General features: G+C 69.7%; 19 protein-coding genes. 8 read left to right on the top strand and 11 right to left on the bottom strand.

Going from position 1 to position 24,153, the window contains the following annotated elements:
* Window positions 1–33: 33 nt before the first annotated feature.
* Both G6O69_RS20710 and speB read left to right on the top strand, forming a co-directional pair.
* Complete coding sequence (locus G6O69_RS20710) at window positions 34–1,137, top strand: hypothetical protein (protein WP_172305244.1); 1,104 nt, start codon at window positions 34–36, stop codon at window positions 1,135–1,137.
* 15 nt (window positions 1,138–1,152) lie between these two features.
* Window positions 1,153–2,100, top strand: a complete 948-nt coding sequence (speB, locus tag G6O69_RS20705) for an agmatinase (RefSeq protein WP_172305243.1) — start codon at window positions 1,153–1,155, stop codon at window positions 2,098–2,100.
* Window positions 2,101–2,130: 30 nt separating this feature from the next.
* Here speB and cysC read toward each other — a convergent pair whose 3' ends face one another.
* The 4 genes from cysC to G6O69_RS20685 all read right to left on the bottom strand — a co-directional run bounded on the left by cysC (window position 2,131) and on the right by G6O69_RS20685 (window position 6,047).
* Window positions 2,131–2,712 carry an adenylyl-sulfate kinase gene (cysC, locus tag G6O69_RS20700; protein WP_172305242.1) on the bottom strand — a complete coding sequence of 194 codons (582 nt, stop codon included), beginning with the start codon at window positions 2,710–2,712 and terminating at the stop codon, window positions 2,131–2,133.
* 5 nt (window positions 2,713–2,717) lie between these two features.
* Window positions 2,718–3,314, bottom strand: a complete 597-nt coding sequence (locus G6O69_RS20695; protein ID WP_172305241.1) for a hypothetical protein — start codon at window positions 3,312–3,314, stop codon at window positions 2,718–2,720.
* Window positions 3,315–3,322: 8 nt separating this feature from the next.
* Window positions 3,323–4,363 carry a hypothetical protein gene (locus G6O69_RS20690; RefSeq protein WP_172305240.1) on the bottom strand — a complete coding sequence of 347 codons (1,041 nt, stop codon included), beginning with the start codon at window positions 4,361–4,363 and terminating at the stop codon, window positions 3,323–3,325.
* Window positions 4,364–4,472: 109 nt separating this feature from the next.
* Window positions 4,473–6,047 carry a hypothetical protein gene (locus tag G6O69_RS20685; protein ID WP_172305239.1) on the bottom strand — a complete coding sequence of 525 codons (1,575 nt, stop codon included), beginning with the start codon at window positions 6,045–6,047 and terminating at the stop codon, window positions 4,473–4,475.
* A gap of 1,143 nt (window positions 6,048–7,190) precedes the next feature.
* Between G6O69_RS20685 and G6O69_RS42285 the strand changes: the two genes are divergently transcribed.
* A complete protein-coding gene (locus G6O69_RS42285) occupies window positions 7,191–7,547 on the top strand; it encodes a hypothetical protein (protein WP_172308287.1) in 357 nt (118 codons plus the stop codon).
* Window positions 7,548–7,631: 84 nt separating this feature from the next.
* Here the strand turns inward: G6O69_RS42285 and G6O69_RS20675 are convergent, their stop codons facing one another.
* Window positions 7,632–8,300, bottom strand: coding sequence for a cadmium-containing carbonic anhydrase (locus G6O69_RS20675; protein WP_172305238.1), 669 nt, complete (start codon window positions 8,298–8,300; stop codon window positions 7,632–7,634).
* 591 nt (window positions 8,301–8,891) lie between these two features.
* Between G6O69_RS20675 and G6O69_RS40400 the strand changes: the two genes are divergently transcribed.
* Window positions 8,892–9,713, top strand: coding sequence for a hypothetical protein (locus G6O69_RS40400; protein ID WP_255215832.1), 822 nt, complete (start codon window positions 8,892–8,894; stop codon window positions 9,711–9,713).
* Between the two features lie 221 nt (window positions 9,714–9,934).
* Complete coding sequence (locus G6O69_RS20665; protein WP_172305237.1) at window positions 9,935–11,278, top strand: IS701 family transposase; 1,344 nt, start codon at window positions 9,935–9,937, stop codon at window positions 11,276–11,278.
* A 324-nt stretch (window positions 11,279–11,602) separates the two neighbouring features.
* Here G6O69_RS20665 and G6O69_RS40395 read toward each other — a convergent pair whose 3' ends face one another.
* Window positions 11,603–14,590 carry a DUF4215 domain-containing protein gene (locus G6O69_RS40395; protein WP_255215831.1) on the bottom strand — a complete coding sequence of 996 codons (2,988 nt, stop codon included), beginning with the start codon at window positions 14,588–14,590 and terminating at the stop codon, window positions 11,603–11,605.
* Between the two features lie 185 nt (window positions 14,591–14,775).
* On the opposite strand from G6O69_RS40395, the gene G6O69_RS20655 reads away from it, so the two are divergent.
* The gene (locus G6O69_RS20655; RefSeq protein ID WP_172305236.1) at window positions 14,776–15,546 is read left to right on the top strand and encodes an FxLYD domain-containing protein; all 771 of its coding nucleotides are present in this window, start codon (window positions 14,776–14,778) and stop codon (window positions 15,544–15,546) included.
* Here the strand turns inward: G6O69_RS20655 and G6O69_RS20650 are convergent.
* Genes G6O69_RS20650 through fumC form a run of 4 tightly spaced genes read right to left on the bottom strand, consistent with a single transcriptional unit; the run spans window position 15,488 to window position 19,696 of the window.
* Complete coding sequence (locus G6O69_RS20650; protein ID WP_172305235.1) at window positions 15,488–16,255, bottom strand: hypothetical protein; 768 nt, start codon at window positions 16,253–16,255, stop codon at window positions 15,488–15,490. The genes G6O69_RS20655 and G6O69_RS20650 overlap by 59 nt on opposite strands.
* The gene (locus G6O69_RS20645) at window positions 16,252–17,034 is read right to left on the bottom strand and encodes a YceI family protein (protein WP_172305234.1); all 783 of its coding nucleotides are present in this window, start codon (window positions 17,032–17,034) and stop codon (window positions 16,252–16,254) included. The genes G6O69_RS20650 and G6O69_RS20645 overlap by 4 nt, the downstream gene beginning before the upstream one ends.
* Window positions 17,035–17,046: 12 nt before the next feature.
* Entirely contained in the window at window positions 17,047–18,297 is a 1,251-nt protein-coding gene (locus tag G6O69_RS20640) for a hypothetical protein (protein WP_172305233.1), read from the bottom strand.
* A gap of 4 nt (window positions 18,298–18,301) precedes the next feature.
* Window positions 18,302–19,696 carry a class II fumarate hydratase gene (gene fumC / locus G6O69_RS20635; protein ID WP_172305232.1) on the bottom strand — a complete coding sequence of 465 codons (1,395 nt, stop codon included), beginning with the start codon at window positions 19,694–19,696 and terminating at the stop codon, window positions 18,302–18,304.
* Between the two features lie 48 nt (window positions 19,697–19,744).
* Between fumC and G6O69_RS20630 the strand changes: the two genes are divergently transcribed.
* Complete coding sequence (locus G6O69_RS20630) at window positions 19,745–22,798, top strand: ion transporter (RefSeq protein WP_172301264.1); 3,054 nt, start codon at window positions 19,745–19,747, stop codon at window positions 22,796–22,798.
* A gap of 465 nt (window positions 22,799–23,263) precedes the next feature.
* Window positions 23,264–23,758, top strand: a complete 495-nt coding sequence (locus tag G6O69_RS20625) for a hypothetical protein (RefSeq protein WP_176396988.1) — start codon at window positions 23,264–23,266, stop codon at window positions 23,756–23,758.
* A 16-nt stretch (window positions 23,759–23,774) separates the two neighbouring features.
* On the opposite strand, the gene G6O69_RS20620 is transcribed toward G6O69_RS20625, so the two are convergent.
* Window positions 23,775–24,044, bottom strand: coding sequence for a hypothetical protein (locus tag G6O69_RS20620; protein ID WP_172305230.1), 270 nt, complete (start codon window positions 24,042–24,044; stop codon window positions 23,775–23,777).
* Window positions 24,045–24,153: the final 109 nt, after the last annotated feature.

The raw sequence follows: 24,153 nt of genomic DNA, 5'->3' as shown, positions 1-24,153 counted from the left end.
CCAGCCCCCTCTCAGCTGCTACCTTCGCCGCCGATGCCCCGCCTGCTCGCGCGCCTCTTCGGCGGCTCGAAGCCCGCCCGCGACTACTCCGCAGGGCCGAAGCTCGCCGGCCTCGACCCCGTGAGCGAGGCCGCCATCGCCCTGCAAAAGGCCCACTGGCGCCTCTCGCTCGACGAGCTCGACGAGCTCGAGGCGCGAGCGGCGAAGGAGGGCCTCACTGCCCTGCCCTGGCCCGAGGCCCTGCGCCTGCATCAGCTGCGCTGCCTGGCCACCCTCCACGGGGGATCCGCAGGCCAGCCAAACGCGGCCAGCGAGGCGCGACGCCGGCTGCTGGGCCCCGAAGACGATCGCCCTGCGAGCGCCCCCGCGCCCGCCTCCATCATCCGCCGGCACATCAGCGCCAGCGCCCAGCACCTGCTCTCCCGCCGCTCGCCCTACCGCCCGCGCCACGGCTTCGCCTGGCTCGGCGCGGGGCCGCCCGAGGGCGAGGCCATCCCCTACTCGGACCTCCAGGGCCGCGTGGTCTGTGCCTCCCTGGCCCACCTCGGCGCCCTCGAGGTCGTGACCCTCGACGAGCGCCTCGAGCCCGCCGGCCTCGACTTCCTGGCCTTCGACGACATCCAGACCCTGTCCTTCGCGCCCCGCCCCGCCACGCTCGCGGCCGCCGCCCAGCCGCCCTTTCGCCCGGCGCGAGTCATCCGCGAGTACGGCAAAGATCCGCTCACGGTGCTCGTGCCCCTGCGCCACGGCCTGAGCTGGTACGCCTTCGAGCCGGCGCTGCTGCGCGGAGATCAGACGCGCTGCGTGGCCGAGCTCGCGCTCGAGGGCCTCGCCGACCCCGCCAAGCGCCGACCCCCACTGCCTGGCCAGCCCGCGCTGCCCGGCGACCGCCGCCCCCTGGGCGTCGCCGCCGGCCTCGTCCGCGTCGAGGTGCTCAGCGACTACGCCGAGGAGGGCCTGGGCAGCTTCAGCCTCGCCGAGGCCTACCAGCTCAGCCTGGCCATCGACCAGGACGATCCCCGCTTCGCCGACAAGTGCCGCGGCCGCGGCCTCGACCCCCAGGCGACCCGCGGCGACGTGGTCCGCGAGGCTCGACTCCGGGCCAGCGCTCGGGCAAAACGCGGCTCGCAGAGCTGAGAGTCTGAGACGATCATGTCCTCCCACGCCCAGTCCACACGCTTCTTGGAGTCCCTCGCCCTCGACGATCCCCGCGCCGCCACGGCCCAGGCCGCGATCTTGGGCGTGCCCTACGACGGCGCGGTGACCTATCGCGGGGGCGCCAGCGGCGGGCCCGAGGGGCTGCGCCTGGCCTCGGACAGCATCGAGAGCTACTGCCCCAAGCTCGACCGCGACCTCGCGGATCACCGCTACGTCGACCTCGGAGACCTCGACTGCGCGGTCCCGGGGCCCGAGGCGGGCGTGGCCGGGGCGACCCCGGGCGAGCGCCTGGTCCGATCCCTGCGCCAGCAGCTCGACGCCCTCCCCGATCTACCCCTGGTCGCGATCGGCGGAGATCACCTGGTCGCCCACCCCTTCCTCGAGCGCGCCCTCGAGCGCCACCCCAACCTCCAGATCATCCACATCGACGCGCACATGGATCTGCGCGCCGAGTGGGAGGGCGAGCCCTACAACCACGCCACGGTGCTCGGGCGGATCCGCGATCGCATGGGCCCCGACCAACGCATCCACCAGTGGGGCATCCGCTCGGGCGAGCGCGTCGAGTATCGGCTCGCGGCCGAGGATCCCCGCGTCGAGCTGCTCGCCCCGACCCGCGCGGCCATGCTCGAGCGCGTCGCGGCCCTGCTCGCCGGGCCCGAGGTCCCGCCGATCTACCTGACCATCGACGTCGACGGCATCGACCCGGCCGACATCCCCGGGACCGGCACCCCGGAGCCCGACGGCCTGCAATTCGGCGACGTCGAGGCGGTGCTCGGGGCCCTGGCTCGCGGCCGTCGCCGCAGCGAGGGATCCGAGGGATCCGAGGCGCCCGCGGTCGTCGGTGCCGATCTCGTCGAGCTCGCGCCCGCGCTGGATCCCACGGGGCGCTCCAACGTCGCCGCGGCCCGCCTGGTCCGCAGCTTGCTGCTCGCGCTGATGTAGTTCGCGGACGTAGTTCGCTGTCGCAGTCGCTCAGTCGAGCTTGCCGGCGGCGCGCAGCATCTCGATCACGCGCGCGCACTGCTCGTCGAGGTCGCCCGCGCCCACGGCCCGCAGCTCGGGCTCGTCCGGGACCTCGTAGGGCGCGGAGATCCCCGTGAAGTCGGACAGTTCTCCAGACCGGGCCCGGGCGTAGAGGCCCTTGGGGTCGCGCTGCTCGCAGACCTCGAGGCTCGTGTCGACCCAGACCTCGAAGAAGTCGCCCGCGTCGAAGCGCGCCCGGTTGCGGGCCCGGTCCTGGGCGTAGGGGGCGATCACGGCGGCGAGCACGACCAGCCCGGCGTCGACCATCAGCCGCCCGACCTCGCCGATCCGGCGCACGTTCTCGCGCCGGTCCTCGGGCGAGAAGCCGAGGTCGGCGTTGAGGCCGTCGCGGACCACGTCGCCGTCGAGGCGATAGGTGCGGATCCCCGCGGCGTTGAGCTTGCGCTCGACGGCCCGCGCGAGGGTGGTCTTGCCCGCGCCGCTGAGCCCGGTGAACCACACCAGCGCGCCGCGGTGGGGGTTGAGGGCTTCACGCTCGCTTCGGGTGATCGGCTGCGGCTCACTCGCCATGACGGTCAACGATACGGCGAGCCCGGCGCCCTGACCAGCGCTCCCAGGAAGCCCACGAGCAGCATCACGGCGCGCTCGAAGTCCCTGGCCGTGGCCTCGAGCAATTTCGACGAGCTCCCGGCGTGCGGCCACAGGCAGCGCTCGCGCTCCCCGGCGAGCATCGCCTCCAGGCTGGCCACGGGCATGCCCAGGGCGTCCAGGCGCTCGCGCTGCGCCGCAGGTAGCTCCGCGACCTCGGCCAGCCAGCCCTCGATCAGCTCGCGGCCGCGCTCTCGCGGGCCCTCGGCGCCCACGTAGACGATGTCACCGACCAGCGACTCGCCGGCCTCGGCGCGCAGCAAGATCAGATCGAAGTGGTCGACCACACGATCGAGCTCCTCGAGGATCACCCGGGTCTTGTCCACGAAGGCCTCCGGAGCGACGCCCGCGACTCCCGCGAGCGGATCCGCGGGCTGCTCCCCGGGCCCGGGCAGCGGCAAGCTGTCGCTGCGCCGCGCTCGACGCTCACGCCTCCGCGCCCGCGCCGAGATCCGCCGCCCGGTGACATCCCAGGCCAGGTTCCCCAGGCCGGCGGCGACCAACAAGGTGATCTCGAGCAACATCGACCGACTCAGAAACCGTTGAGGGTGTCGACCACCGCGATCAGGTCGCCGCGGTCGTAGAAGTCGACGGCCACGAAGTTGGTCGGGTGCTCCCACGCCGCCCAGCACGCCTGCGCGCGCTCGAGGAGCACGTCGTATTCGTTGACGATGGTGGCGTTGTCGACGGAGGGCGTCCCAAAGGGGCTGTTGACCCAGTGATTGACCAGGAACAAGTCGTTGTCCGATGAGCCGCGGTTGAGCGCGCAGGATAGCGCATCGGGATCCATGGGCCCGTAGGGCGTGTCCCAGGCCAGATCCCAGACGTGGTGGTGCCAGTCCGGCGGCGGCCCGCCCTGCTCGGCGGTGATCACCAGGCGCGTGTCGGCCGCGACCATCTCGGCGAGGGTCGGCCACGGCTCACCACCGACGTGCGTGTACACGAGATCGATGGCCCCCGTGGCCGCGAAGTCGAGGGCGAGGTCCTCGGCGCTGACGTCGTCCTCGTAGATGATCGTGACGATCTCGCCGGGGTTTTCGGTCATGAAGGAGACGATGTCCGCGAGCACCTCGGCGTGGACCGTGGACCCGAAGTTGCACGAGCCGTGGCACAGCAAGATCGCGCCGGAGTCGTCGTCGGCGTAGACCGTGTCGAGCATCAGCAGCCGGACACCGTCGGCGAGCTGCTGGGCGACGCCGTAGGTCTGGTTGGCCGCCACCGCGATGTAGCCCTCGCCGGTCGCCGAGTAGGAGTTGTGCGTGCCGGCGAAGACGACCTCGTCGTAGGGCCGCTCGCACAGCTCGACGTGGCAGTTGCAGGTCGGCTCGGCCTCGCCGGTCTCGCCGGTCTCGCCGGTCTCCGTCGCCTCGCCGCTGTCCTCGCTCCCGCTCTCGCCGAGAGTGTCGGTCCCGCCGGCCTCGGCGCTCTCCCCCTCGCTCGCCCCGCCCTCGTCGACCGTCCCCGCGCTGTGGCCCTCGCTCTCGTCTTCACCCTGGTCTTCCCCCTGCGCGCCGCCACAGGCGAGCGCGAGGGAGAGCGAAAGGGAGAGCGCCGAGGCAGCCGCGATCCTCATGGCGCAACGATACCAGGCCCACACCAGGCCCACGCACCAACTCCAGAATCCGGGCCCAGAATCCGGGGCCAGAACCCGGGCCCAGAATCCAGGGCCAGAACCTGCCTGTTCAGCGCTCGATCAGCATGCCCGAGACGACCTCGACGAGCTGGCGCTGCCCGGGGCCGTCGACGCTGGCCGGCTGAAAGTGATGGAGCACCTCGGGGACGGACAGCTCGCGCTTGGTGACCTCGGTGCGCAGCAAGCTCGCCAGCTGCTCGCGGACGCGCCCTTCGAAGAGGAGCAGCGCGTCCTCTGGCGGATCTTCGGGCGGCACGCGCGGGAGGACGCCGGCGAACACCAGACGATCCCCGCGCCACCCGAGGCGGTCGAGGGTCAGCGCCCCGGCCGTGGGCGCGAGCTCACGCGAGAGCGCCAGCCAGCCGAGCACCAGCGACTGGAGCGCCCGCCCGACCAGGGCCTCGTCCTCGCGCTCGGCGGCCTCGCGCAGCATGTCGCCCGCGCTGCGCTCGCTATGGGCCGCCCCCCACAGCCGCCAGCAACCTTCGTCCGGAACCAGCGCGAGCACCCGGCGCTCGGACAGGTGCGCGGCGTGGCGGACGTGGACGCGGGCCATGGAGATCAGCGCGTCTCGACCGCCGCGCTCGTCGGCGAAGCGATCCCCATCTTCGGTCTGAGCCCGCCAGCCGGCCTTTGACGTGGCGACCCAGCCGCCCTCGCCTCGCTCGAGCGCCCCGAGGGTGTCGGCGAGCTCGCGCAAGTGCACGCGGCCATGAACGGGCGGCCAGATCGTGCCGCCGTCGAGGCCCGGGTGCGGCAGCGCGGGCGGGCGGCTGTCGTCCCTGACCTCCAGCTGCGGCGGCTGCTCGTGGCGGGCCATCCGCGCCTGTGACTCCGCGGCCGCGGCCGGCTGACCGAGGCCCTCGATCGAGCGCAGGTGCAGCGGCGCGAGCGGGCGCGCCCCGGGGAAGCGCGAGTGATCGATGGACTCGCGCAGCGGCGGCCTGGGCTCGGCCGCGCTCGCCCGCGCCTGGGCCCGCTCGAGCTCGGCCGCCTCCATCGCGGCTCGCAGCGCCTCGGCGTCGTCGACCTGCAGCACCTCGCTCGCGTCGGACAGCGACTGCGCGCGCAGCCGATCCAGCGCCAGGCGCACGCCGAGCACGAAGGCCGCGCGGACACCCGTGCCGGAGGTCGCGCTGGTCCCGACGATCGCGACCGTGCCGACCTCCCCCATGCGCTCGCGGACGGTGTCGATACCCACGGAGCCCGGGAGGTCGAGCTTGTTGGCCTGGAGCACCACGCCGACGGGCGGCTCGTGGCTGGCGAGCTCGGCGATGGCTCCCTCAGCGAATTCGACGCCCTCGTCGAAGCGGCTCGCCTCCGTGTCCACGACCTCGATCACGGCGTCGGCTTCGCGCAGCAAGAAGCGCCGGCGTGAATCCAGCGCCCGCTGACCGGGCACCGCGATGACCTGACAGCGGATCGACCGCCCCTCGAAGGAGCCGCCCTCGTAGTCGAGCCAGTCGAACATCAAGGTCCGCCCCTCCGCCTCGGCCGGCGTCTCGACCTCGCGGCGCAAGCTCGCGCCGAGACTGTGCAGCGAGGCCGTCTTGCCCGCGCGCGGCAGACCGTCATAGACGATCCGCAAGACGACGAGGTTGCGATCGTTATCGATGTACGCCATCTGGAGCCCCTCGCTCGACGCCGGGCAGTTCGAGTACGTACGCCAGCACCAACGCAGACTTCCTGTGACCAGCGTACTTCACATCAACCCCCCGCTCCAGATCAGACTGGCCCGCCAGCGGCCTCGCGTCGCCCCGCGCTCGGGTCCAAAACTGGGGCTTTGCGGGGCATCTCCCCACAGCCGAGCAGACCCGCGTGTGGAAGAAGTCATCGTTGCAACCACGGCCCAACGAGTCCTCACGCCCCACCTCGCGACCAGTCCCGAAGCGTGTGCACGAGGCCGGGCCAACGGGCCGGTCTCGTGGACCCGAGCGCGACCGCTCGGTTCTCGTGCAGACCCCCAACTCGCGCTCAATGCGGATGCTGAACTCGGGGACTGGACGCGCTCTCTCGCCACGACAATCGACCCGCCGATCTTCACGGCGAAACCATGAACGCCGCGGCCGCGGCAAGCGAATCAGGTGTGTGCAGGAGGCCATTTCCCCCATCTTGGTCGATATCGAGCAGGCCTCGACGCCGGACACTTGCCACCAGTGAAGGAGTTCCCAGCAACAAAATGACTTGAAGGCATGACAGCTCTCTTGTAGTTGCATCGTTGAGAAAAGCGTTGGGTGTGGCACAAGAAAAACAGGAGTCCCCGCGGACGCGTCTTCGCGCGACCGGGCTGAACCACAACCTCCAATACCGAGGGAGGACGCTGCACCTTCAGACCGAAGACAACGGCCTCGACCGCCGGTCGGTATCGACACACCTCTTCTGGGGGGGGGTCGTGCTCGCGTCCAGTCGCTCGCCCTACCCGGCCGAGTTCGACGACGACGTCGCCCCGGAGGTCCTATCCGAGTTCGTCCGCAGCTGTCACCGAACGATGCTCTACCGCCTGCGGGACGGCGCCCTCGATCACCTGCTTCCGCCCGCCACGGTGGATCCCGAGCTCGAGCATGCTCGCGCTCGCGCAGGTGAGGCGGGGCAGGCGACCGTAACCGCCCTGGTCTCGGACAAGGTGCCGGAAACGAGCGCGGGGAAAACCAAAGCCGATGAATCGGTTGTCCCCCCGTCCAACTCTGGTGAGACTATTGAGACTTCCAAGGACGCCGGGCGGGCCGCTGCGCGCTCTCGGCTCGAGCAACTCAAAAGCGAGATCGACATGGCCAACGTCAACGAATCCCTCAAGACCCTCCACTCTGAAATTACCGGCTGCCTCGGAGCCGCGCTCGTCGATCACGAGAGCGGCATGGCGCTCGGGACCGAAGGCAGCGGACTCGATCTCGACGTCGCTTGCGCGGGCAACATGGAGGTCGTGCGCGCCAAGATGCGGGTCATGGAGGCGCTGGGGATCGAAGGCGGGATCGAGGACATCCTGATCACCCTTCAGACCCAGTACCACATCATTCGCCCCGTCGGGAACGCGCTCTTCTTGTACGTGGCCTTCGACCGCAAGACCGGAAACCTGGCCATGGCTCGCCGCCAGATGGCCAGCGTCGCGGCAGGCTTGGCGGTCTGAAGATCAGCTGTCCCAACAAAGCACACCGAAGCGGCGAGGCATCTGCCTCGCCGCTTCGAGTTTGGGCTCGGCGTCGACGCGAGCTCAGTCGACGATGATCCGCGCCTTGCGGACCTCGCACAGCAGCTCGACGGTCTTCGCGGCCGCCGTCAGGTAGCGCGCCGGATCAACCCCGAACTTCTCCGCGACCCAGGCGTCGACCACGAAGCGCTGCGAGTCGGCATTGGGCGCGAAGGTCGTGGAGTCGACGAGGTTGATGATCACCTCCTGCTCTTCGTGGGCGCCCGTGAGGGTCTCGTACTCGCCCCCCGCGGCGCGCACCGCCTCGCTGCCCTCCTCGGCCGAGTAGCGCGGCGGCTCGAGGCCCGGCGGCAAGCCCTCGCTCGACCCGCCCTCGGGGGCGAGGTCCGCCAGCTTGCCCGTCTTCCACAGCTTGAAGTAGCCGCAGCCCATGGCCGGCGGCTGAGCGTGGTCATCCCCGTGCACCGAGGGCACATGGCCGGCCGCAGCGACGTCGCGGGTCGCCTGGGTCAGCCCCTCGAGATCGCGGGCGCCTCGCATCGACGCGATGGCGTAGACACCACCGAGGGTCTTGGGCCCGTTCATCGCCGCGTGGGACGAAGGCCGCCCATCCACGCACTTCATGAGGCCCTCGCTGTCGACATCGAGGATGTCGTCGACGTCGCTGCGACTCACGATCGTCGCCGCCCAGCCCCGGCCTTCGAGAGCCTGTACGATTTCTTGTGGAGTCATGGGCGCATCATACGCTGCCGCGACCCCGAACACCCCAGCGCGAGCCCAGAGAAATACGCACTGCATATCGGGTATGAGCACGCTTGTCTGACCATCCGAACAGCACCATGCTCTACTCGACCCACAATCTCGTCCTTGGTGCAGTCATAGATCCGAATGCAAAACCGACACCTTAATTTCGGGTACCAAATGACTGCCTGCATATTCGGATCTCTGCCTGACAAATCGATCAACCCCATCCGCGCAAGCCATGCACCGAAGCGAGACAGCCGGCAGATCAACGGCCCCCACGCGAGACTGCGCGCGTCGCGGAGCGCCTCTTCACCACCCCAGCGGTGGCTACCACCGCGTTCCTGAAAACCGGGGGGTCACCGACGAGCCGGATCCCACACAAGCGGCCGGGCATGGCTCTGCAGGCCCGTCCTTCGATGTTGGGCGCTATCTGGCGACCCTCATTTGCTACGGTTTTGTAGGTAGTGGATCATTCCCAATGATTAAATGACTTGATAGCGCGGCGGGCCTAATGTACCTGGATCATAGAGATCCATATTGGCTCTCATACCTCCTTCGTCGCCGAGAATCGTGTTGGTTGTGGCACAGGAAAAACAACGAACCCCGACACGCCTGCGTGCCACCGGGCTCAACCACAACCTCCGATATCGTGGCAGGGTCCTCCACCTTCAGACCGAAGATCACGGCATGGCCCGGCGCGCCGTATCTACTCATCTGTTCTGGGGTGGAGTGGTGGTCGCGTCCAAGCGCACCCCCTACCCCGCCGAATTCGACGACGACGTGGATGCAGAGGCCCTCGCGCAGTTTCTTCGCAGCTGCCACCGCGCGATGCTCTACCAGCTCCGGGACGGCGCGCTGGATCACCTGCTGGCGCCCGCGAGCGAGAGCGCGAGCAAGCGCATTCCTGCGCTCGACGACGCGCCCCAGGCACCCGACCACCCCCTTGTCACGCAGCGACAAGTTTGTGAGACGGGCGATGACACCGAAGACCACGATCGCGCACAATCGCGCGCTCGAATCGAGCAACTCAAAAGCGAAATCGACATGGCGAACGTCAACGACTCTCTCAAGACCCTCTTCTCAGACATCAACGGCTGCCTCGGGGCCGCGCTCGTCGATCACGAGAGCGGCATGGCGCTCGGGACCGAAGGCAACGGGCTCGACCTCGACATCGCCTGCGCCGGCAACATGGAGCTCGTCCGCGCCAAGATGCGGGTCATGGAGGCGCTCGGGATCAAAGGCGGGATCGAGGACATCCTGATCACCCTCGAATCGCAGTATCACATCATTCGACCGGTCCATGACTCGCTATTCCTGTACGTCGCGTTCGACCGCAAGTCTGGGAACCTGGCCATGGCCCGCCACAAGATGGCCAGCGTCGCGGCCGAGCTCGAGCTCTAGAGCGGCGATCAGTTTGGAGGCGTGCTCTCAGGTGCGTCTGGGCGGTCTCGTGGCGAGGAGCGAGGCCGAAGCTGTGGTGGACCCACTGTGAGCGCCGAGCGACAAAGACCACGGGGCCGCCCAGATGTGCCTGAGGGTGCGAATCCAAACTGGTCGCCGCTCTAGGACTACTTGGTCATATGGGGATCGACAACGATCCCCATCTGTGATCTGCTACGGGGGTGACTCCAGAACAAATCTCCCGGGTGGGGGCCGAACTCGAGGAGTTTCTCGGCTACATCACTCATCAGATGGGTCGCAGCGAGCGGCGCGAGGCCCTCGCCAACTACATGCGTGGGCTTCTCCTCGATGGCGAGCGCAAGAGCATGGTGCCCATCGCTCAGCGCCTCGCAGCCGCGCCCGGTGACAGCGAAGCCATCCGCCAGCGACTCCAGCAGGCGATCACGATCGCTGATTGGGACGAGTGGGAGCTGTTTCGCCGACTCGCCCTTCGCGTCGAGGACAAGCTCCCGGGCCTCGACGCCTTCGTCATCGACGACACCGGCTTCCCCAAGAAGGGCAAGCACTCCGTCGGGGTACAGCGTCAGTACTCGGGGACGATGGGCCGCGTCGACAATTGCCAGGTCGCAGCAAGCCTCCACCTCGCCAGCGAGGCGGGCGGCGCTTGCATCGGCATGCGCTTGTTTCTTCCCGAGGTCTGGGCCAACGACCCAAGGCGCCGGACCAAGGCAGGCGTCCCCGAGGAGCTCTCCCATCAAACGAAGCTCGAGCTCGGCCTCGGCATGCTCGACCGCGCCCTCGAGTGGGGGCTCGCGCCTCGACCGGTGCTCGCCGACGCGGCCTACGGCGACTCGACGGAATTCCGCAAGGGACTCGAAGAACGCGGGCTCCACTACGTACTGCGCATCTCCGGCAACGCGGTCGTATGGCCGCCAGGGACGTGCCCGAGCCCTCCTCCGTCCAAAGCTCCCGGCAGCAAGGGGCGGCCACGAACAAAGTGGGTCTCCCCCGAAGGAGTCGAGCCCGTCTCGGTCGAAGAGCTGGCGAAGAGCTTGCCTGCTAGGCGCTTCCGTCACGTCGAATGGCGCCACGGGACGCGCGGGCCTCAGCGGCGGCGCTTCGCGGTGCTACGCATCCGAACCGCGCACCGGCATCGGTCAGGGCACCCACCGGGTGAAGTGCAGTGGCTGCTGTGTGAGTGGTCCTACAAGAAGAAGGAGCCAACCGCGTTTTATTTGTCGAACTTGCCCGCGAAGACCACGGTCAAGAGGCTGGTCTACCTGGCCAAGCTTCGCTGGCGGATCGAACGGGACTACCAGGAGATGAAAGGGGAGCTCGGCCTCGACCACTTCGAGGGACGAACATGGCGAGGCTTCCACCACCACGTCGCCCTGGTCGCCGCAGCTCACGCCTTTCTCACGCTCCACCGCGTGATTTTTTCCCCGGAGGACCCGGAGGCGGAAAGCACAGCGAGCCGAGCCCGGGCTGACCATCCAGGCATTCCGAGCGTTGCTACAAGTGGTCTTGCTTCACTTGCTGGGTCACTGTCCCATGTGCGGACGTGACATCGACCCCCGGGGGCCACCGATCAGGCCCTCGCGGATGTGATCAAGTCGTACTAGGAGCCCGTGGTGAAACCCAGCGCGGCTCCTCGCGCCGGGATTTTCGTCGAGGGCGCGAAGCCAAAACGCCGCTGTACCGGGTGTACTGCAAGTTTTGGCGACAAAGCCCTCGGCGAAAAGACCAAGCGAGGTGTCGTGTTGGGTTTCACCACGGGCTCCTAGGAGCCCGGCCCGAGCGTCTGATTCGACTTCGCGGTGGGGATGGCGAGGCTCATGGCCTCCCTTCCCCACCGCGAAGTCGCGTCTGGTGTGCGATGACAGGAGCGCTCAGCGGCTCCGAGACCGACGCCGGCGCCGACCCAGGCCGACCAGGCCCAAGAGCGCCAGGCCACCGAGCGCGGCCCGGCGCGGATCCTCGCCCGCGCTGTCGCAGCCGCAGCCGCGATCGGGGTCCCAGTCGGCCCCAGCCCCGCCCTCGCCCGTGCCGTCGTCACCCACGTCGTCCTCGCCGCCCTCGTCTTCGAGCAAGCAGCCAGCGCTGCAACCATCGCCGTTGACGAGGTTGCCGTCGTCGCACTGCTCGAACTCACCGACGATGCCGTCACCGCAGAGGTTGCCGCTGCCCTCGTCCTCCCCCTCGTCGCCGCCAGTCGGATCCGGGACATCGCCGATGCCGACGATGCACAGCCCGTCGATGTTCCAGCCGCCAAACTCGAGGCCGCCGTCGCTGGCGTGGGTGAAGCGCAGCTGCATCTCCCCGTTGGCGTCCACGAAGTCGCTGAGGTCGACGTCGTGGAAGGCCCACTCCTGGTCGGTGTGGTGGACGGTCGCCGCGACGCCGTCCGTGCTCGCGAAGTTCCCCCAGGCGGGCAGGCCGTTGGCGAGGATCATCGCTTGATCCCAAAAGCCGTCCTCGATGTTGAGCCAGCGCTGATACTGTAGGCGCACGCTATCGAAGCCGCTGACGTCGATGACCGGGCTGACGAGCTCGCTCGCGATCCACGTCCCGTAGATGCCGGGGCTGTCGAGCACCATGCCGGCGACCTGCTGCCCCGTGTAGGCCGCGTCGGGGTCCCCGCCCGCGCCCCCCGGGACGCCAATGTCCCAGTCCTGACCCAGGGTCCAGCCCTCGCCCCCGTCCTCGAAGCCGCTGCACCAGATCTCGGTGACGTCGCCAAAGTAGGTCTCGTACCAGGGGTAGCCCAGGTTGGCCGGCCGCGACAGCGCCGTGCCTCCCCACTCGATCTCGAGCTGATACTGGATCACCGTGCCGTCGGGCTGAGACGGGATCTGGCCCACGTAGGTGCCCTCACCCGCGGCCTGCATGTCGATCTCCGTGACCATGGTCCCGGAGCCGCCGGACTCGGGGCGCACGCGGTAGCGAAGCTGCGCGCCCTCGAGGCTCGAGCCACACTGCTGGAAGAGCTCCGTGTTGGCCTCGACGGTGACCGAGAACGAGTTGTCCGCTTGGAACTGCGAGGTGATCGCCAGGCCCCCCTCGGGGATCTCCAGCAGCCCGTGGGCGCCGAAGGCCGCGTTGATCTCGCAGAGGTCCGGGGTCCCGTTTTGGAGGTTGCCGTCGTCGTCGTTGGCGATCAGCGCCTCGGTGTACATCGAGGGCATGTCGGTGGCCCGGCGGATGCTCTGCAGCCAGATGTGGTCCGTCGCCGCCATCCCGGCGGCCTGGCCATACTTGGCGATCAGCGACTTGCGCAGGTCCCAGAGCGCGCCGCCGATGATCCGCCCAGCGGCGTGGATCTCGCCGTTGTCCTCGGGCCAGTGCCACTCGTAGCCCTCGGGGTCGAGGTCGCGCAGGGCCTCGGAGGTGTCGAGGAAGAAGCCCTTTGCCACGCCAGCGTCGTTGACGATGGTCGCCGAGAGGTAGTCGGAGATGCCCTCGCTGACCGCCCCATCGAACACGCCCACGCCCTCGATCAGCCCGAGCCTGTGCGCGACGTGGCCATACTCGTGATAGACCACGTCGGAGAGCAGCGCGGTGTTCTCACAGCCCGAGCCCGAGCTGAAGAAGTTGATCGTGTTGCCGTCGGCGTAGGCGTTGCAGACGTCGTCGATGTTGACGGTGACCGCGGTCTCGAGCAGCGGCACGTCGAAGGCGTCGTCGATCGAGAGCACCCTCGCCTTGACGATCTGCGTGTGCGAGTAGGCGTTGAGCTGGGCGTCGAGACCCACGTCGTCCGCTCCGCTCCACACGAAGCTGCTGTCTGGCGCGAAGCTGTTGGTGTAGAAGGCCGGCGAGCCGGCCTCGTCGAAGACCTTGGCGTAGAGCCCGTCGAGCTCGGCGTCGACCTCGGCGACGCTCGCGCTGACGGTGAACACGCCCTGACCCGAGGTGACCGCCGGCTGGCCGCCGACCGTGAGCTCGAGGAAGCGCGCGGGCATGTCGGTGCGTGCGCCCAGGGGCGAGCGCGCCCACACGTTCATCTCGAGCTCGGCCCAGTGCATCAGCGAGCGCCGGGCGAGGGGCTCGCCGGTGCCGGCGTCGACGTAGACCTGCCAGTGACCCCGGGGCGAGTCGAGGCGCACGTCCACGACCAGGACCTCGCGGTAGCTGATCGTGTCGCGGGCGTGGATCACCGGGAAGATCAGCGGGCCATCGACGTCGGCGCGCTCGGCCTGCGCGGCGCTGCGCGTGCCGCCGGCGAAGTCGTCGGCGATCCACGCCCGGGCGCGCTCGACCGCCACGCCAGCGTCGACCGTGGTCGCGCGCGCCTGGAACTGGGCGCGCATGTCGGGCAGCGCGGTGGAGCGCACCGCGATCAAGCGATCGGCCTTGAAGGCGAAGCTGATCTGGCCGCCGATCACCCGCATGCCGGCCTGGGTCTGCGCGAAGCCCAGGCTGCGCACCCCGCCGCTGACGACGTCGCTGACCAGCACGAAGTCGCTCGGCGTCGCGCCGGGGGCGAGGAGCGCGAGCTGCTTGCTCAAGAAGTCCCGGGCGAAGTCCTCGGCCACCACCGGCGAGCGCATCGAGCCCGCGACGACGGTGCCGTTGGGGAGCAGCGTGTCCAGGACCCCGGTGTCGGCGTCGAAGTGGGTGAGCACTCGCCCGCCGAGGGCCGCCTCGAGGCTGGCCACGGCGCGGCCGCGGGCGCTCGTGGGCTGGGGCGTGAGCCAGTGGCCTTCGACGCCGCTCCTGGCGGCCGCCATCGCCCCTGGCTTCAGCTCGAGGTCTCCCCGCCCGTGCATGTGGCTCGCCGGCGAGATGGCCTGGGCCGACGCCGGAAAGAGCGCGATGGCCGAGATCCCTGCCAAGAAGAGAGAGGAGCGGATGAGTGGGCTCGGACTGCTGAACATATCAAACATCGCAAAACTGTCGGGCTAGACCCAGACATCATGGCCGAAGTTCATGGCTTCGCCCAGCGAGAAACTTCTCCAGTTTCTCCAAACATAGCGGCTCGGGCGTGGCCAGCCGTCCTGGTAGGCTCAACCTCGTGCGCGCGGGAGCAGCGAGGCTGATTTTTGCGTCCTGGTGCGTCTGCGTGACGATTTGCATCGGTGGCTGCGGGACGGGGTCGAGCAAGGGAGCCGACGCCGGCTCGGGTGATGCTCCAGCACCTCCGAGCTCTGCTTCTGTATCCCAGACAGCACAGATCGATCACGACGAAGGTGCGGCTTCGAGCGCCTCCAAGCCGCCAGCGGACCCTGCGCCTGCCCTCGAGATCCCCGCGACCTTTCACCGCACGCGCATCGCCCACGGCGCGGGCTTTTGGGTCCTGGCCGAGGTCCACAACGACCGCGACACCCCGTTGCGCCGGGTCGAGCTCGAGGTCAGCCTGCTCGACGCCGAGGGGAAGGCGCTGGTCAGCCACAGCGGGGGCCTGGCCCGGATCCTCGCCCCCGACGAGCGCGCAGCGCTGACGGTGCTGATCCCGAACCCGCCGCCCCACGAGTCCCTGGCCGTGTCCGCCTCTGGCCGCGCCCTCGAGGGAGAGGCCCCCGCCCCGCCGCCCCTGCGCCTCGAGTACGACCCGCCCCAGCGCGCCGATCTGGGCGGCTGGCGGGTGTTTGGCAGCGTCCACAACGAGGGCGAGGCCGCGGTCGAGGGCGCGCGCGTGGAGATCCTCGGCTTCGACGGCGACGGGCAGCTGCTCGGCCGCGACTGGTTCCAGCTCGACGCGGTCGCCCCCGGCGAGGCGCAGTCCTTCGATGTCGGTGAGCTGCGCTATGACGAGACCCCCGCGCGCTTCGAGCTCAACTTGCGACCACCTGCGGACCCAGCGCTCGCCGGGCCCGCAGCGACTCCTGGGTGATCTCGATGATCGCCATCAGCGCCCCGTGGAGCTCGTCTTGGCGCTGCTCCACGCGCTTGCGATAGACCCGGCGGGCCGCCGCCCAGCCGCCGCCGACGCAGGCGATGATCGACACCGGGATCGTCGCCGGCCAGCCCAGGGCGAGCAGGGGCAAGCTCGCCAGCAGCGAGACGCCTCCGCCCCCGCCCCCGAGCACCGCGCCGAACACCCCGGCGACCAGGCGATCGAGCTTCTCCTCGATACGGATCCGCGTACGCCCATTTTGAGGGACGATGGTCAGCGCGATGTTCCGCGACCAACCCGGCCCCGCGCGGCCGTGGCTGGGCAGCGCGGTCCAGGTCAGCGAGCGCCCGATCAGCGAGGCGACGCCCAGCTCCCCGGTCTGCCGGCGGACCGCGTCGATCACATATTCGTAGGCCGGCACCGGGATCTCGCCGTCGAGGGTGACCTCGAAGAGGATCGTGCGCGGCCCGCCCAGCAGCGGTGAGGGGCGGTCGCGCCGAGACTGGCGCAGCGCCATCTCGGTGGCCGCCTGGTGCACGTGGATCGCCTCGATCCCCGCCGTGCTGGCCGCCTCCTCGAGCTCGCTCACCGTCATCCGGCGGACGTCGCTGGCCCGGCGCTGGAGCTCCGCGGCGCGCCGGAGGATCGCCGCGGCGTCCGACTCTGAGAATCTGTACTCGTAGCGACCCGCGGGCGACGACGTCATCGAGGGGCTTCAACGCGGGGGAACACCAACTCGATCTTCAGAGAGACCGCGTCCTCCGCCAGCTCCTCCTCCATGCCCTGATAGTCGATGCCAAAGCCCGAGGCGCTGATCTCGAGCTTGGCTTCGCCGACCACGCGATCGGCCTCGATCGTCAGCGTGGCCGGGAATTTCAGCGTCTTGGTCACCCCGTGCATGGCCATGGCGCCCTCGATGACGTAGCCGTATTCGTGGCCGCTCGGCTCGTCCGGCTTCGGCGTGAACGATTTTGCCGTGAAGGTCGCGGTGGGGAATTTGTCCACGTGGAAGAAGTCGGCGCTCTTGAGGTGCTGCGTCAGCCCCTTGCGGTCGGCGACCACGGAGCCGGTCTTCACCGCGATCGTCATCGCCGTGGGCGTCCCCGCGTCGAGGGTCAAGCTCGCGGAGAAGTCCTCGAAGTGGCCGACGTGGCCGACGGTCGCCCGGTCGACGGCGAAGCCGACCTTGCTCTGCGCGACGTCGGCCTCCAGCTCGCCGCTCGGCGGTAGCTCCCCGCTCGGCGGTAGCTCCCCGCTCGGCGGTAGCTCCCCGCTCGGCGGCGCCTGCGTCTTCGCCCCCTCTTCGGCGTTGGCCTCTTCGCCTTCTGCCTGCGCCGCGTCTGCGTCCGCGGCCGCCCCATCTGCCTGGCCCTCGCCTGCCTGACCCTGACCGTCTGCGGCCGAGTCGCCTTCATCGGGCTGGAGCGGGCAGCCGAAGGGTCCGAGGCTCAAAGAGACGATGGCGGCGAGGGAGAAGAGGCGCACCCGCGGACTGTATCAAGGCTCGGCGCCCGCGCTCTCGGAGGGCAAAATCTTCGCCTCTCGCGCGGCCTGCTCCTCGACCTCGCCCGCCGCCTCCTGCTTTGCCGACACGTCCTCCTCTGCCTCCCCCTGCTCCCCCTGCTCCTCCTCCGGCAGCTCGAGCTCCTCCTCGAGGCGCCCGAGCACGTGCGCCGCCGCGATCACCACGGCCGGCCGCATCAGCAGGTTGATCACCGGGATCGCCAGGAGCAGCGAGGCCCCGACCCCGAAGCCTGCGGCGATCGCCGGTCGCGTCTCGACGACCAGGACCTCGCCGCGCCAGCGCCGGCTCAGGCGCTGGACGAAGCCCAGCCAGACCGACAGCGGCGAGCGCAGCAGCGCCCAGATGCCGCGCAGCCGCCAGGTCATCGGCGCGACGTACCAGGGCGGATCCAGCAGGGCATGGCGGCGCTCGATGCTCTCCATGTCCTCGCCAGGCGGCAGCGTGCGCGCGGAGTCCAGGGCCTCGACGACGATCCAGTGGGCCAGCCAGATCCAGCCGACGAGCGCCGCGATCACGCCCCCGACCAGCGGCGTCATGCGGGCCACGCCGACGAGCGGCGCAACCCCAGCGCCGACGATCAGCAGCTGCAACACGGCCTCGCGCACGGCCTGGCCGTAGGAGCGCAGATAGGGCTCGTGGCGCGTGACCTCGAGGTGGCGCCGCGACTCGGCCGCGAGCTTGGCGAAGTTCTTGGTGAAGAAGATCGGCGAGACCTGGGCCGCGCCGACCAAGGTCGCGTAGTAGGCCGAGAGCCAGGGCAGCGGGCCCACGGCGTCGGCCCCGTCCGCGAGCAGCCAGCACACCACGAGCAACACGACCAGCGGACCGATCGCCCGCACGAAGAGATCGCCGTGGGCCAGGAGCACGCGCAGGCCCAAGAGCGGCTGGGCCAGACCCCACACGAAGCTGGTCAGCCATCGGCCCTTGCGCGGCGGCGGCCGGGGATGGCGGATGTTGGCGCGCAGCTGGGCCAGGGTGCCCTCGGCCAGAGCCTTGGGGTCGTTGATGGGCAGCGCGTCGAGCTCGGGCGGCGCTGCGTCGGCCCTCGCGCCTGCGCGACCGCCCGGCTCGGGGGCGGGCTCGGAAGCGGGCTCGAGCCCGGGCGGCTCTGCCTCCGCCCTCGCGTCTTCGCTGCCCGACTCGGAGATGGGGCGCTCCTCGAGCGCACCGCCCCCGCCCTCGCTGGAGCGGGCCGCGTCCCCCTGCTGTGCTGTGGTCGTCACGAGCTCACCCCGGCTTGGTCATCTTGGCCGGCTGGACCCACTCGCGGAACTGCTCCGCCGTGACATAGCCCAGGGCGACCGCGGCTTGCTCGAGGGTCGTGCCCTCGCGGTGGGCCCGCTTGGCGATCTCGGCGGCCTTGTCGTAGCCCACGTGGGGGTTGAGGGCGGTGACCAGCATCAGGCTGCGGCGCAGGTTGTCCGCGATCCGCTCTGCGTTGGGCTCGATGCCCGCGGCGCAGAAGCGATCGAAGTTGGTCATCGCGTCGGCGAGCAGGGCCAGCGAGCGCAGCACGTTGTGGATGATCAGCGGCTTGTAGACGTTGAGCTCGAAGTTCCCGCTCGCGCCCGCGATCGTCACGGCCACGTCGTTGCCCATGACCTCGGCGCAGACCATGGTCAGGGCCTCGCACTGGGTGGGGTTGACCTTGCCCGGCATGATCGAGCTGCCCGGTTCGTTGGCGGGGATCGTGATCTCGCCGATGCCACAGCGCGGCCCCGAAGCCAGCCAGCGCACGTCGTTGGCGATCTTCGTCAGCGAGCAGGCCAGGGTCTTGAGCGCGGCGTGGAGGTGGACCAGGGCGTCGTGGGCCGCGAGGGCCTCGAACTTGTTGGGCGCGCTGACGAAGGGCAGGCCGGTCAGCGCGGCGATCTTCTTGGCGGCGACCTCGGCGTAGTCCGGGTGGGTGTTGAGCCCCGTCCCCACGGCGGTCCCCCCCAAGGCCAGCTCCCAGACGTGACCGAGGGCGGCCTCGAGCTTGGCCCGGCCGTGGTCGAGCTGGGCGACCCAGCCGCTGATCTCCTGACCCAAGGTGATCGGCGTGGCGTCCTGGAGGTGGGTGCGGCCGGTCTTGACGACCTCTGCGAAGTCCGCGGATTTCCCCGCCAGGGTGTCACGCAGCGCCCCTAGAGCCGGAAGCAGGCGCGCGCGCGTCTGCTCGCCCGCGGCGATGTGCATGGCCGTGGGGAAGGTGTCGTTGCTCGACTGCCCGCGGTTGACGTGGTCGTTGGGGTGGACCGGGTCCTTGCTGCCGACCACGCCCCCGGCCAGGGCGATCGCCCGGTTGGCGATGACCTCGTTGGCGTTCATGTTGGTCTGGGTCCCGCTCCCGGTCTGCCACACGAAGAGCGGGAAGTGCTCGTCGAGCTCGCCCGCGATCACCTCGTCGGCCGCCTGGCAGATCAGCTCGACGAGCGTCGCCGGCAGCTGCCCGAGCTCTGCGTTGGCCTGGGCCGCCGCCTTCTTGAGGATCCCCAGGGCGCGGATCATCGGGCGGGGGAAGTGGTCGCTGCCGATGCTGAAGTGGTGCAGCGAGCGCTGGGTCTGTGCCCCCCAGTAGCGGTCCGCGGGGACCTCGATCTCCCCCATGCTGTCGACCTCGACGCGCGTGTGCTCGGCCATGGGTCCCAGCATACACGCGCGATCCACCCGCGTGTATGCTCCGGACCCGTGCCCGAGACCTCTCGTCAGACCGGCTCCCGGGTGTTCCCCTGGATCGCGCGTGTGCTCGGGCGCGTCGACGTGCGCCTGCTGCTGTCGATGGCGATCATCCTCAGCTTGCTGCCCGTCGAGTGGGTCTCGCGCTTCGACCTGCCCTTTTTGCTGCTCTTCGCCGTCGAGTTCTTCGCCCGCGCCCTGCTGATCTTCCGCGGCGAGGATCTCCTGACGCACGGTGGCAAGACCGGCGTGACCCCCACCGAGGCCGAGATCCAGGAGCGCCGCGGCTGGGAGTGGCCACGGATCTCCACGCTGATCCTGCTGGCCTTCGACCTCCTGGCGCTGCTCTCGTTTTTGCCCTCGCTGCTCGACGCGGACCTCGTCGGCCAGGCCGAGACCCGCTGGCTGCGCCTGTTTCGGCTCTCGCGCATGCTGCTGCTGATCGGCTACTGGGCGCCGCTGGTCCGCGACGTGTGGTCGGTGCTGCTGCGCCGCGAGCGGGCCAAGCAGGTCATGCTCATGGGCTTCATCGTGCTCGCCCTGTCCTTCGCGGGCGCGGTGGTCATCGATCAGCTCCAGGTCGCCGACCAGGACATCGACTTCGACGGCAACGACGAGGTCGACGGCAACGACCGCCGCTTCCTGGTCCACCTGTGGTGGGCCTTTCGCCAGATCCAAGACCCCGGGAACATGCTCTCGGCGCCCCAGGAGCTGGCCGTGGTCGTGGTCAGCCTGGCGCTGACCATCGTCGGCCTGTTCATGGTCTCGTTCCTGATCGGTCTCGGCACCGACGTGGTCCGCGAGCTCATGGAGCTCTCCCAGCTGCGCCCGCCGGATCTGCGCGGCCACACCATCGTGGTCAACATCGATCCTTCCACGCAGCAGCTGCTCCACGAGCTGCTGCGCTACTCACGAAAGCTCTTCCCCGAGGGCGGGCTGTCGCTGCGCTGGCTCTCGCAGCTGGTCCAGAACACGCGCAGGGGCGTTCGAGGCGCCCGCTACCTGGTGATCGGCCGCAGCCACGACCCGCCAGACTTCCTGCGCCAGCCCGAGCTCGCGCGCATCGTCTATCGCCAGGGCCACGTCGACGACGAGACCTTCCTGGTCCGCGCCGACGTCGTCGACGCCCAGCGCGTGGTCTTGCTCGCCGACCTCGAGGCCGATGACCCCGACGCCGAGACCATCCAGGCCCTGCTGACGATCACCGAGAGCCTGCGCGAAGCCGACGCCGAGGCCGCGCGCCGAGCCTCGCTCTTTGGCGGCGAGCCCAAGCGCCGGGCCCGGCTGCTGATCGCCGAGATCCTCGACGAGAGCAACGTCCCCGCCGCCCGCGAGGCGATCACCGGGGCCAACCACAAGCGCGTCGACGGCCCGACCGAGCCGACCACCCGCACGCGGGCCTTCGTCGTGCCCAGCGAGCGGCTGATCGCGCTCTTCATCGCCTGCGTGACCCGCCGCCCCGGCGTCGGCCGGCTGCTCGAGGAGCTGCTCACCAGCCACGGCCACGAGCTCTACAGCCTGTTCTTCAGCATGGAGGGCCTGGGCTACTTCCGGCCCAAGATGCCCCCGCTCTCCGACGACCCCAGCGAGGTCATGGGCGAGCTGATCCGCCGCGCGCGCTCGCTGAGCTCGAGCAAGCGCATCGTGCCCGTGGGCGTGCTGCTCGCGGCCGACGAGGCCCACGAGGAGGTCGAGGTCCGCATCAACCCCGAGCCCGACTTCAGGGGCCTGGGCGACGCCAGCATCGCCGACGCGCCGCGCCCCGAGGGCGAGGACCCCGAGCACGAGGCCGAAGCCAGCGCGGACACGGGGGACGAGCCTGCGCACAGCGAGGCCACGATCGACGAGGCCGACCTCTTCGAGGCCGGCGCCGACGAGCCCCACGAGGAGGTCGCGGCGACCTCCCCGGCACCCTCTCCCTCTCCGGCACCCTCCCCGACCCCCTCCTCCTCTCCGACCCCCTCCCCCTCTCCGACCCCCTCCCCGGCACCCTCCCCCTCCCCCGCCGCGAGCTTCAGCGCCCCCCTGCCCGCGGCGATCACCCACGACATCGGCCGCGCCCTGGGCTTCGTGGCCATCGCCGCCAACTTCAGCCGGGTCCGCGAGCTCGCCGACGACTTCTACGGCCGCAACCGCGACCAGGTGCCCCCGGATCCCCGCGACTCGCCGCGGCTGCCGAGCTTCGAGCGAGCCAAGACCACGCCCCTGCGCCGGGTGCTGATCTGCGGGTTCCGCAGCGGCACCGTGAGCATGGTCGAGGCGCTGATCAAGGCCGAGCCCCAGACCCAGCTGCTGATCATGCTCAGCGACGAGGCCGCCCGCGAGGCCGCCTGGGACGACTTCGACGCGCACAGCAAGCTCGTCGAGCGCAAGCTCCTGCGTGGGCACCACGGCCCCTTCCGCGGCGACAAGAGCCAGTGGGTGCTGACCTGGCGCGACCCCGATCGCGGCGAGCCCGAGCCCGGCGACGACCACCCCCACGTGCACATGGTCACCGGAGACTGGAGCTCCTCGCGCCGGCTGACCTCCCTGCCCCGCGGCTTCGGCCACGTCCAGTCGATGAACGCGGTCATCCTGGTCTCGAGCGAGCACTCCGGCTCCGACGCGCGCACGGCCAAGACCCTGATGAAGCTCGAGACCCTGACCCAGGCCCCGCGCGTGGTCGCCGAGGTCCTCGACGTCGAGCTCGCCCGCCGCCTGCGTCGCCGCGCCGTCGCCCGCGGTGACCAGCGCGTGCAGGTCTACTCGATCCAGGAGCTGCGGGCCTTCTTCATGTTCCAGTCGGTGGTCGTGCCCTACTTCGACCTGGTCTACGCCGAGCTCATGGGCCCCTGGGGCGAGAGCTTCGTCAAGCTCGCCCCGCTGCACGGCGACGGCCTGGCCGAGCGTTGCTCCTTCGAGGAGCTCGCCGACCACCTCGCCGCCCGCAACCAAGTGCTCGCGGCCGTCGAGCTGAGCGAGCCCGGCGGCGGCTCGTGCCTGCACGTGGCATCGGGCGATCCCCACGACGACGACCGCATCGAGCTCGGCCGGATCACGGGCGTCTGGGTGATCACCCGTGACTGAACAGCCAGCGCGCGGGCAGCTCGCCCGCCGCGGCGGCACTCGGAACCCCCTCGCTCGGGCTGCGACTCGGCCCGCGGGCTAGGGGCCACATTCGATCCGCGACGAGCTCGGCGCCAGCGACCGATCGCCCACGCGATCGCTGTCCCTTGGACCGGAAAACACCGCCCGAACAGCGCCCTCGGCCCTCATCGGCGATCGAGATAAAATCTATCAAAACGAACCTGTGTTGAAATAAATACATAGTGATATGGACACGAATGTACTTTGGACCAGGGTGCTGTCCCTTCGACGTCCCCATGGCCCTGTTCCAAAGACCAGGGCCCCTCAACGGGCCATTGAACGGGTGTTCGTACGTCGCGGGAGGTACTGATGCCATCAAACTGAGCGCAATTGAAAAACATCACTAAAGATCAAAGTTGTAGCCTGGCAAATGAGTTTTGTAGGCGCTAAAGTCTGCCCATGGCGGTGGCCGCCACATCCCCGATTCCGTGGGCCTTCGAGGAGCAACCTCAGGAGTCACACCTCGATCTGATCGAGGAGCACTTCCCGCTGCTCCTCGCGCGCGTCGTCGGGCACCTCGAGCCGCGGCAGCTCCTGCAGATGATCCGCTTCTTCGACGAGGTCGGTGAGCGTGTCCAGCGAGAGCGTCGCTCGCCCGTGATCATCATCGACGCGAGCGAGGCCGCCATGCCCTGTCAGCTGATCCGCGAGATGCTGATGGACTGGCTGTCCGACCAGCCGCGCAACTGCGGGGCCAAGACGCTGGTGATCGCGCCCAACCCGATGATACGCGGGCTGGTCGCCTCGCTGAAGTGGGCCACCGGCCGCGGCGACAGCCTCGAGACCGTGACCGGCGTCGGCCAGGCCATCGCCCGCGCGGCCTCCTATCTACGCGCGAAGGGCGAGCCAGTGCCCGCCCTGCTCCTCGAGGCCGAGGACGAAGAAGACGACGACGACTGAGAGTCGATGCCGCGGCTCAGCGCTGCCCACCTGGCGGCTGGGACGGCCGGCAAGCGAGCGGCTTGTCGGACTCGGGCGTGAAGCAGACCCCGCTGACGGTCTCGCCCTCGCGCCCGGAGAAGCTGCAGCTGTCGCCGCTCGACTTGCCCGAGCACGCGTCGATGGCCTCGGCCGGCGGGCGTGGCGGGCCGTCGCCTTGGGGCGGGCGCTCCCCCTCGCCGGGCCCGGACGAGAAGAGCGTGAACAGGAGCAAGAGCGGACGGATGAGGGACGCTGCGACGTGCATGTCCTCGGATGTTGCGAAGCCCGGGCCGCCCGAGCGCGCCCAGTCTTTTCGGTGACTTGCGGCCGCTGCTAGAGCCTGAGCGCAGGCGCTCGTGTGCCGATCTGGCAGC

It is taken from the genome of Pseudenhygromyxa sp. WMMC2535, assembly GCF_011083025.2.
Note: the sequence above shows the minus strand (reverse complement) of the source record. Positions and strands in the feature narration are given on the sequence as shown.

Coding starts and splice junctions, on each gene's coding strand:
- G6O69_RS20710 (WP_172305244.1), top strand. CDS start 34: ATGCCCCGCCTGCTCGCGCGCCTCTTCGGCGGCTCGAAGCCCGCCCGC.
- speB (WP_172305243.1), top strand. CDS start 1,153: ATGTCCTCCCACGCCCAGTCCACACGCTTCTTGGAGTCCCTCGCCCTC.
- cysC (WP_172305242.1), bottom strand. CDS start 2,712: ATGGCGAGTGAGCCGCAGCCGATCACCCGAAGCGAGCGTGAAGCCCTC.
- G6O69_RS20695 (WP_172305241.1), bottom strand. CDS start 3,314: ATGTTGCTCGAGATCACCTTGTTGGTCGCCGCCGGCCTGGGGAACCTG.
- G6O69_RS20690 (WP_172305240.1), bottom strand. CDS start 4,363: ATGAGGATCGCGGCTGCCTCGGCGCTCTCCCTTTCGCTCTCCCTCGCG.
- G6O69_RS20685 (WP_172305239.1), bottom strand. CDS start 6,047: ATGGCGTACATCGATAACGATCGCAACCTCGTCGTCTTGCGGATCGTC.
- G6O69_RS42285 (WP_172308287.1), top strand. CDS start 7,191: ATGGCCAACGTCAACGAATCCCTCAAGACCCTCCACTCTGAAATTACC.
- G6O69_RS20675 (WP_172305238.1), bottom strand. CDS start 8,300: ATGACTCCACAAGAAATCGTACAGGCTCTCGAAGGCCGGGGCTGGGCG.
- G6O69_RS40395 (WP_255215831.1), bottom strand. CDS start 14,590: ATGTTCAGCAGTCCGAGCCCACTCATCCGCTCCTCTCTCTTCTTGGCA.
- G6O69_RS20650 (WP_172305235.1), bottom strand. CDS start 16,255: ATGACGTCGTCGCCCGCGGGTCGCTACGAGTACAGATTCTCAGAGTCG.
- fumC (WP_172305232.1), bottom strand. CDS start 19,696: ATGGCCGAGCACACGCGCGTCGAGGTCGACAGCATGGGGGAGATCGAG.
- G6O69_RS20620 (WP_172305230.1), bottom strand. CDS start 24,044: ATGCACGTCGCAGCGTCCCTCATCCGTCCGCTCTTGCTCCTGTTCACG.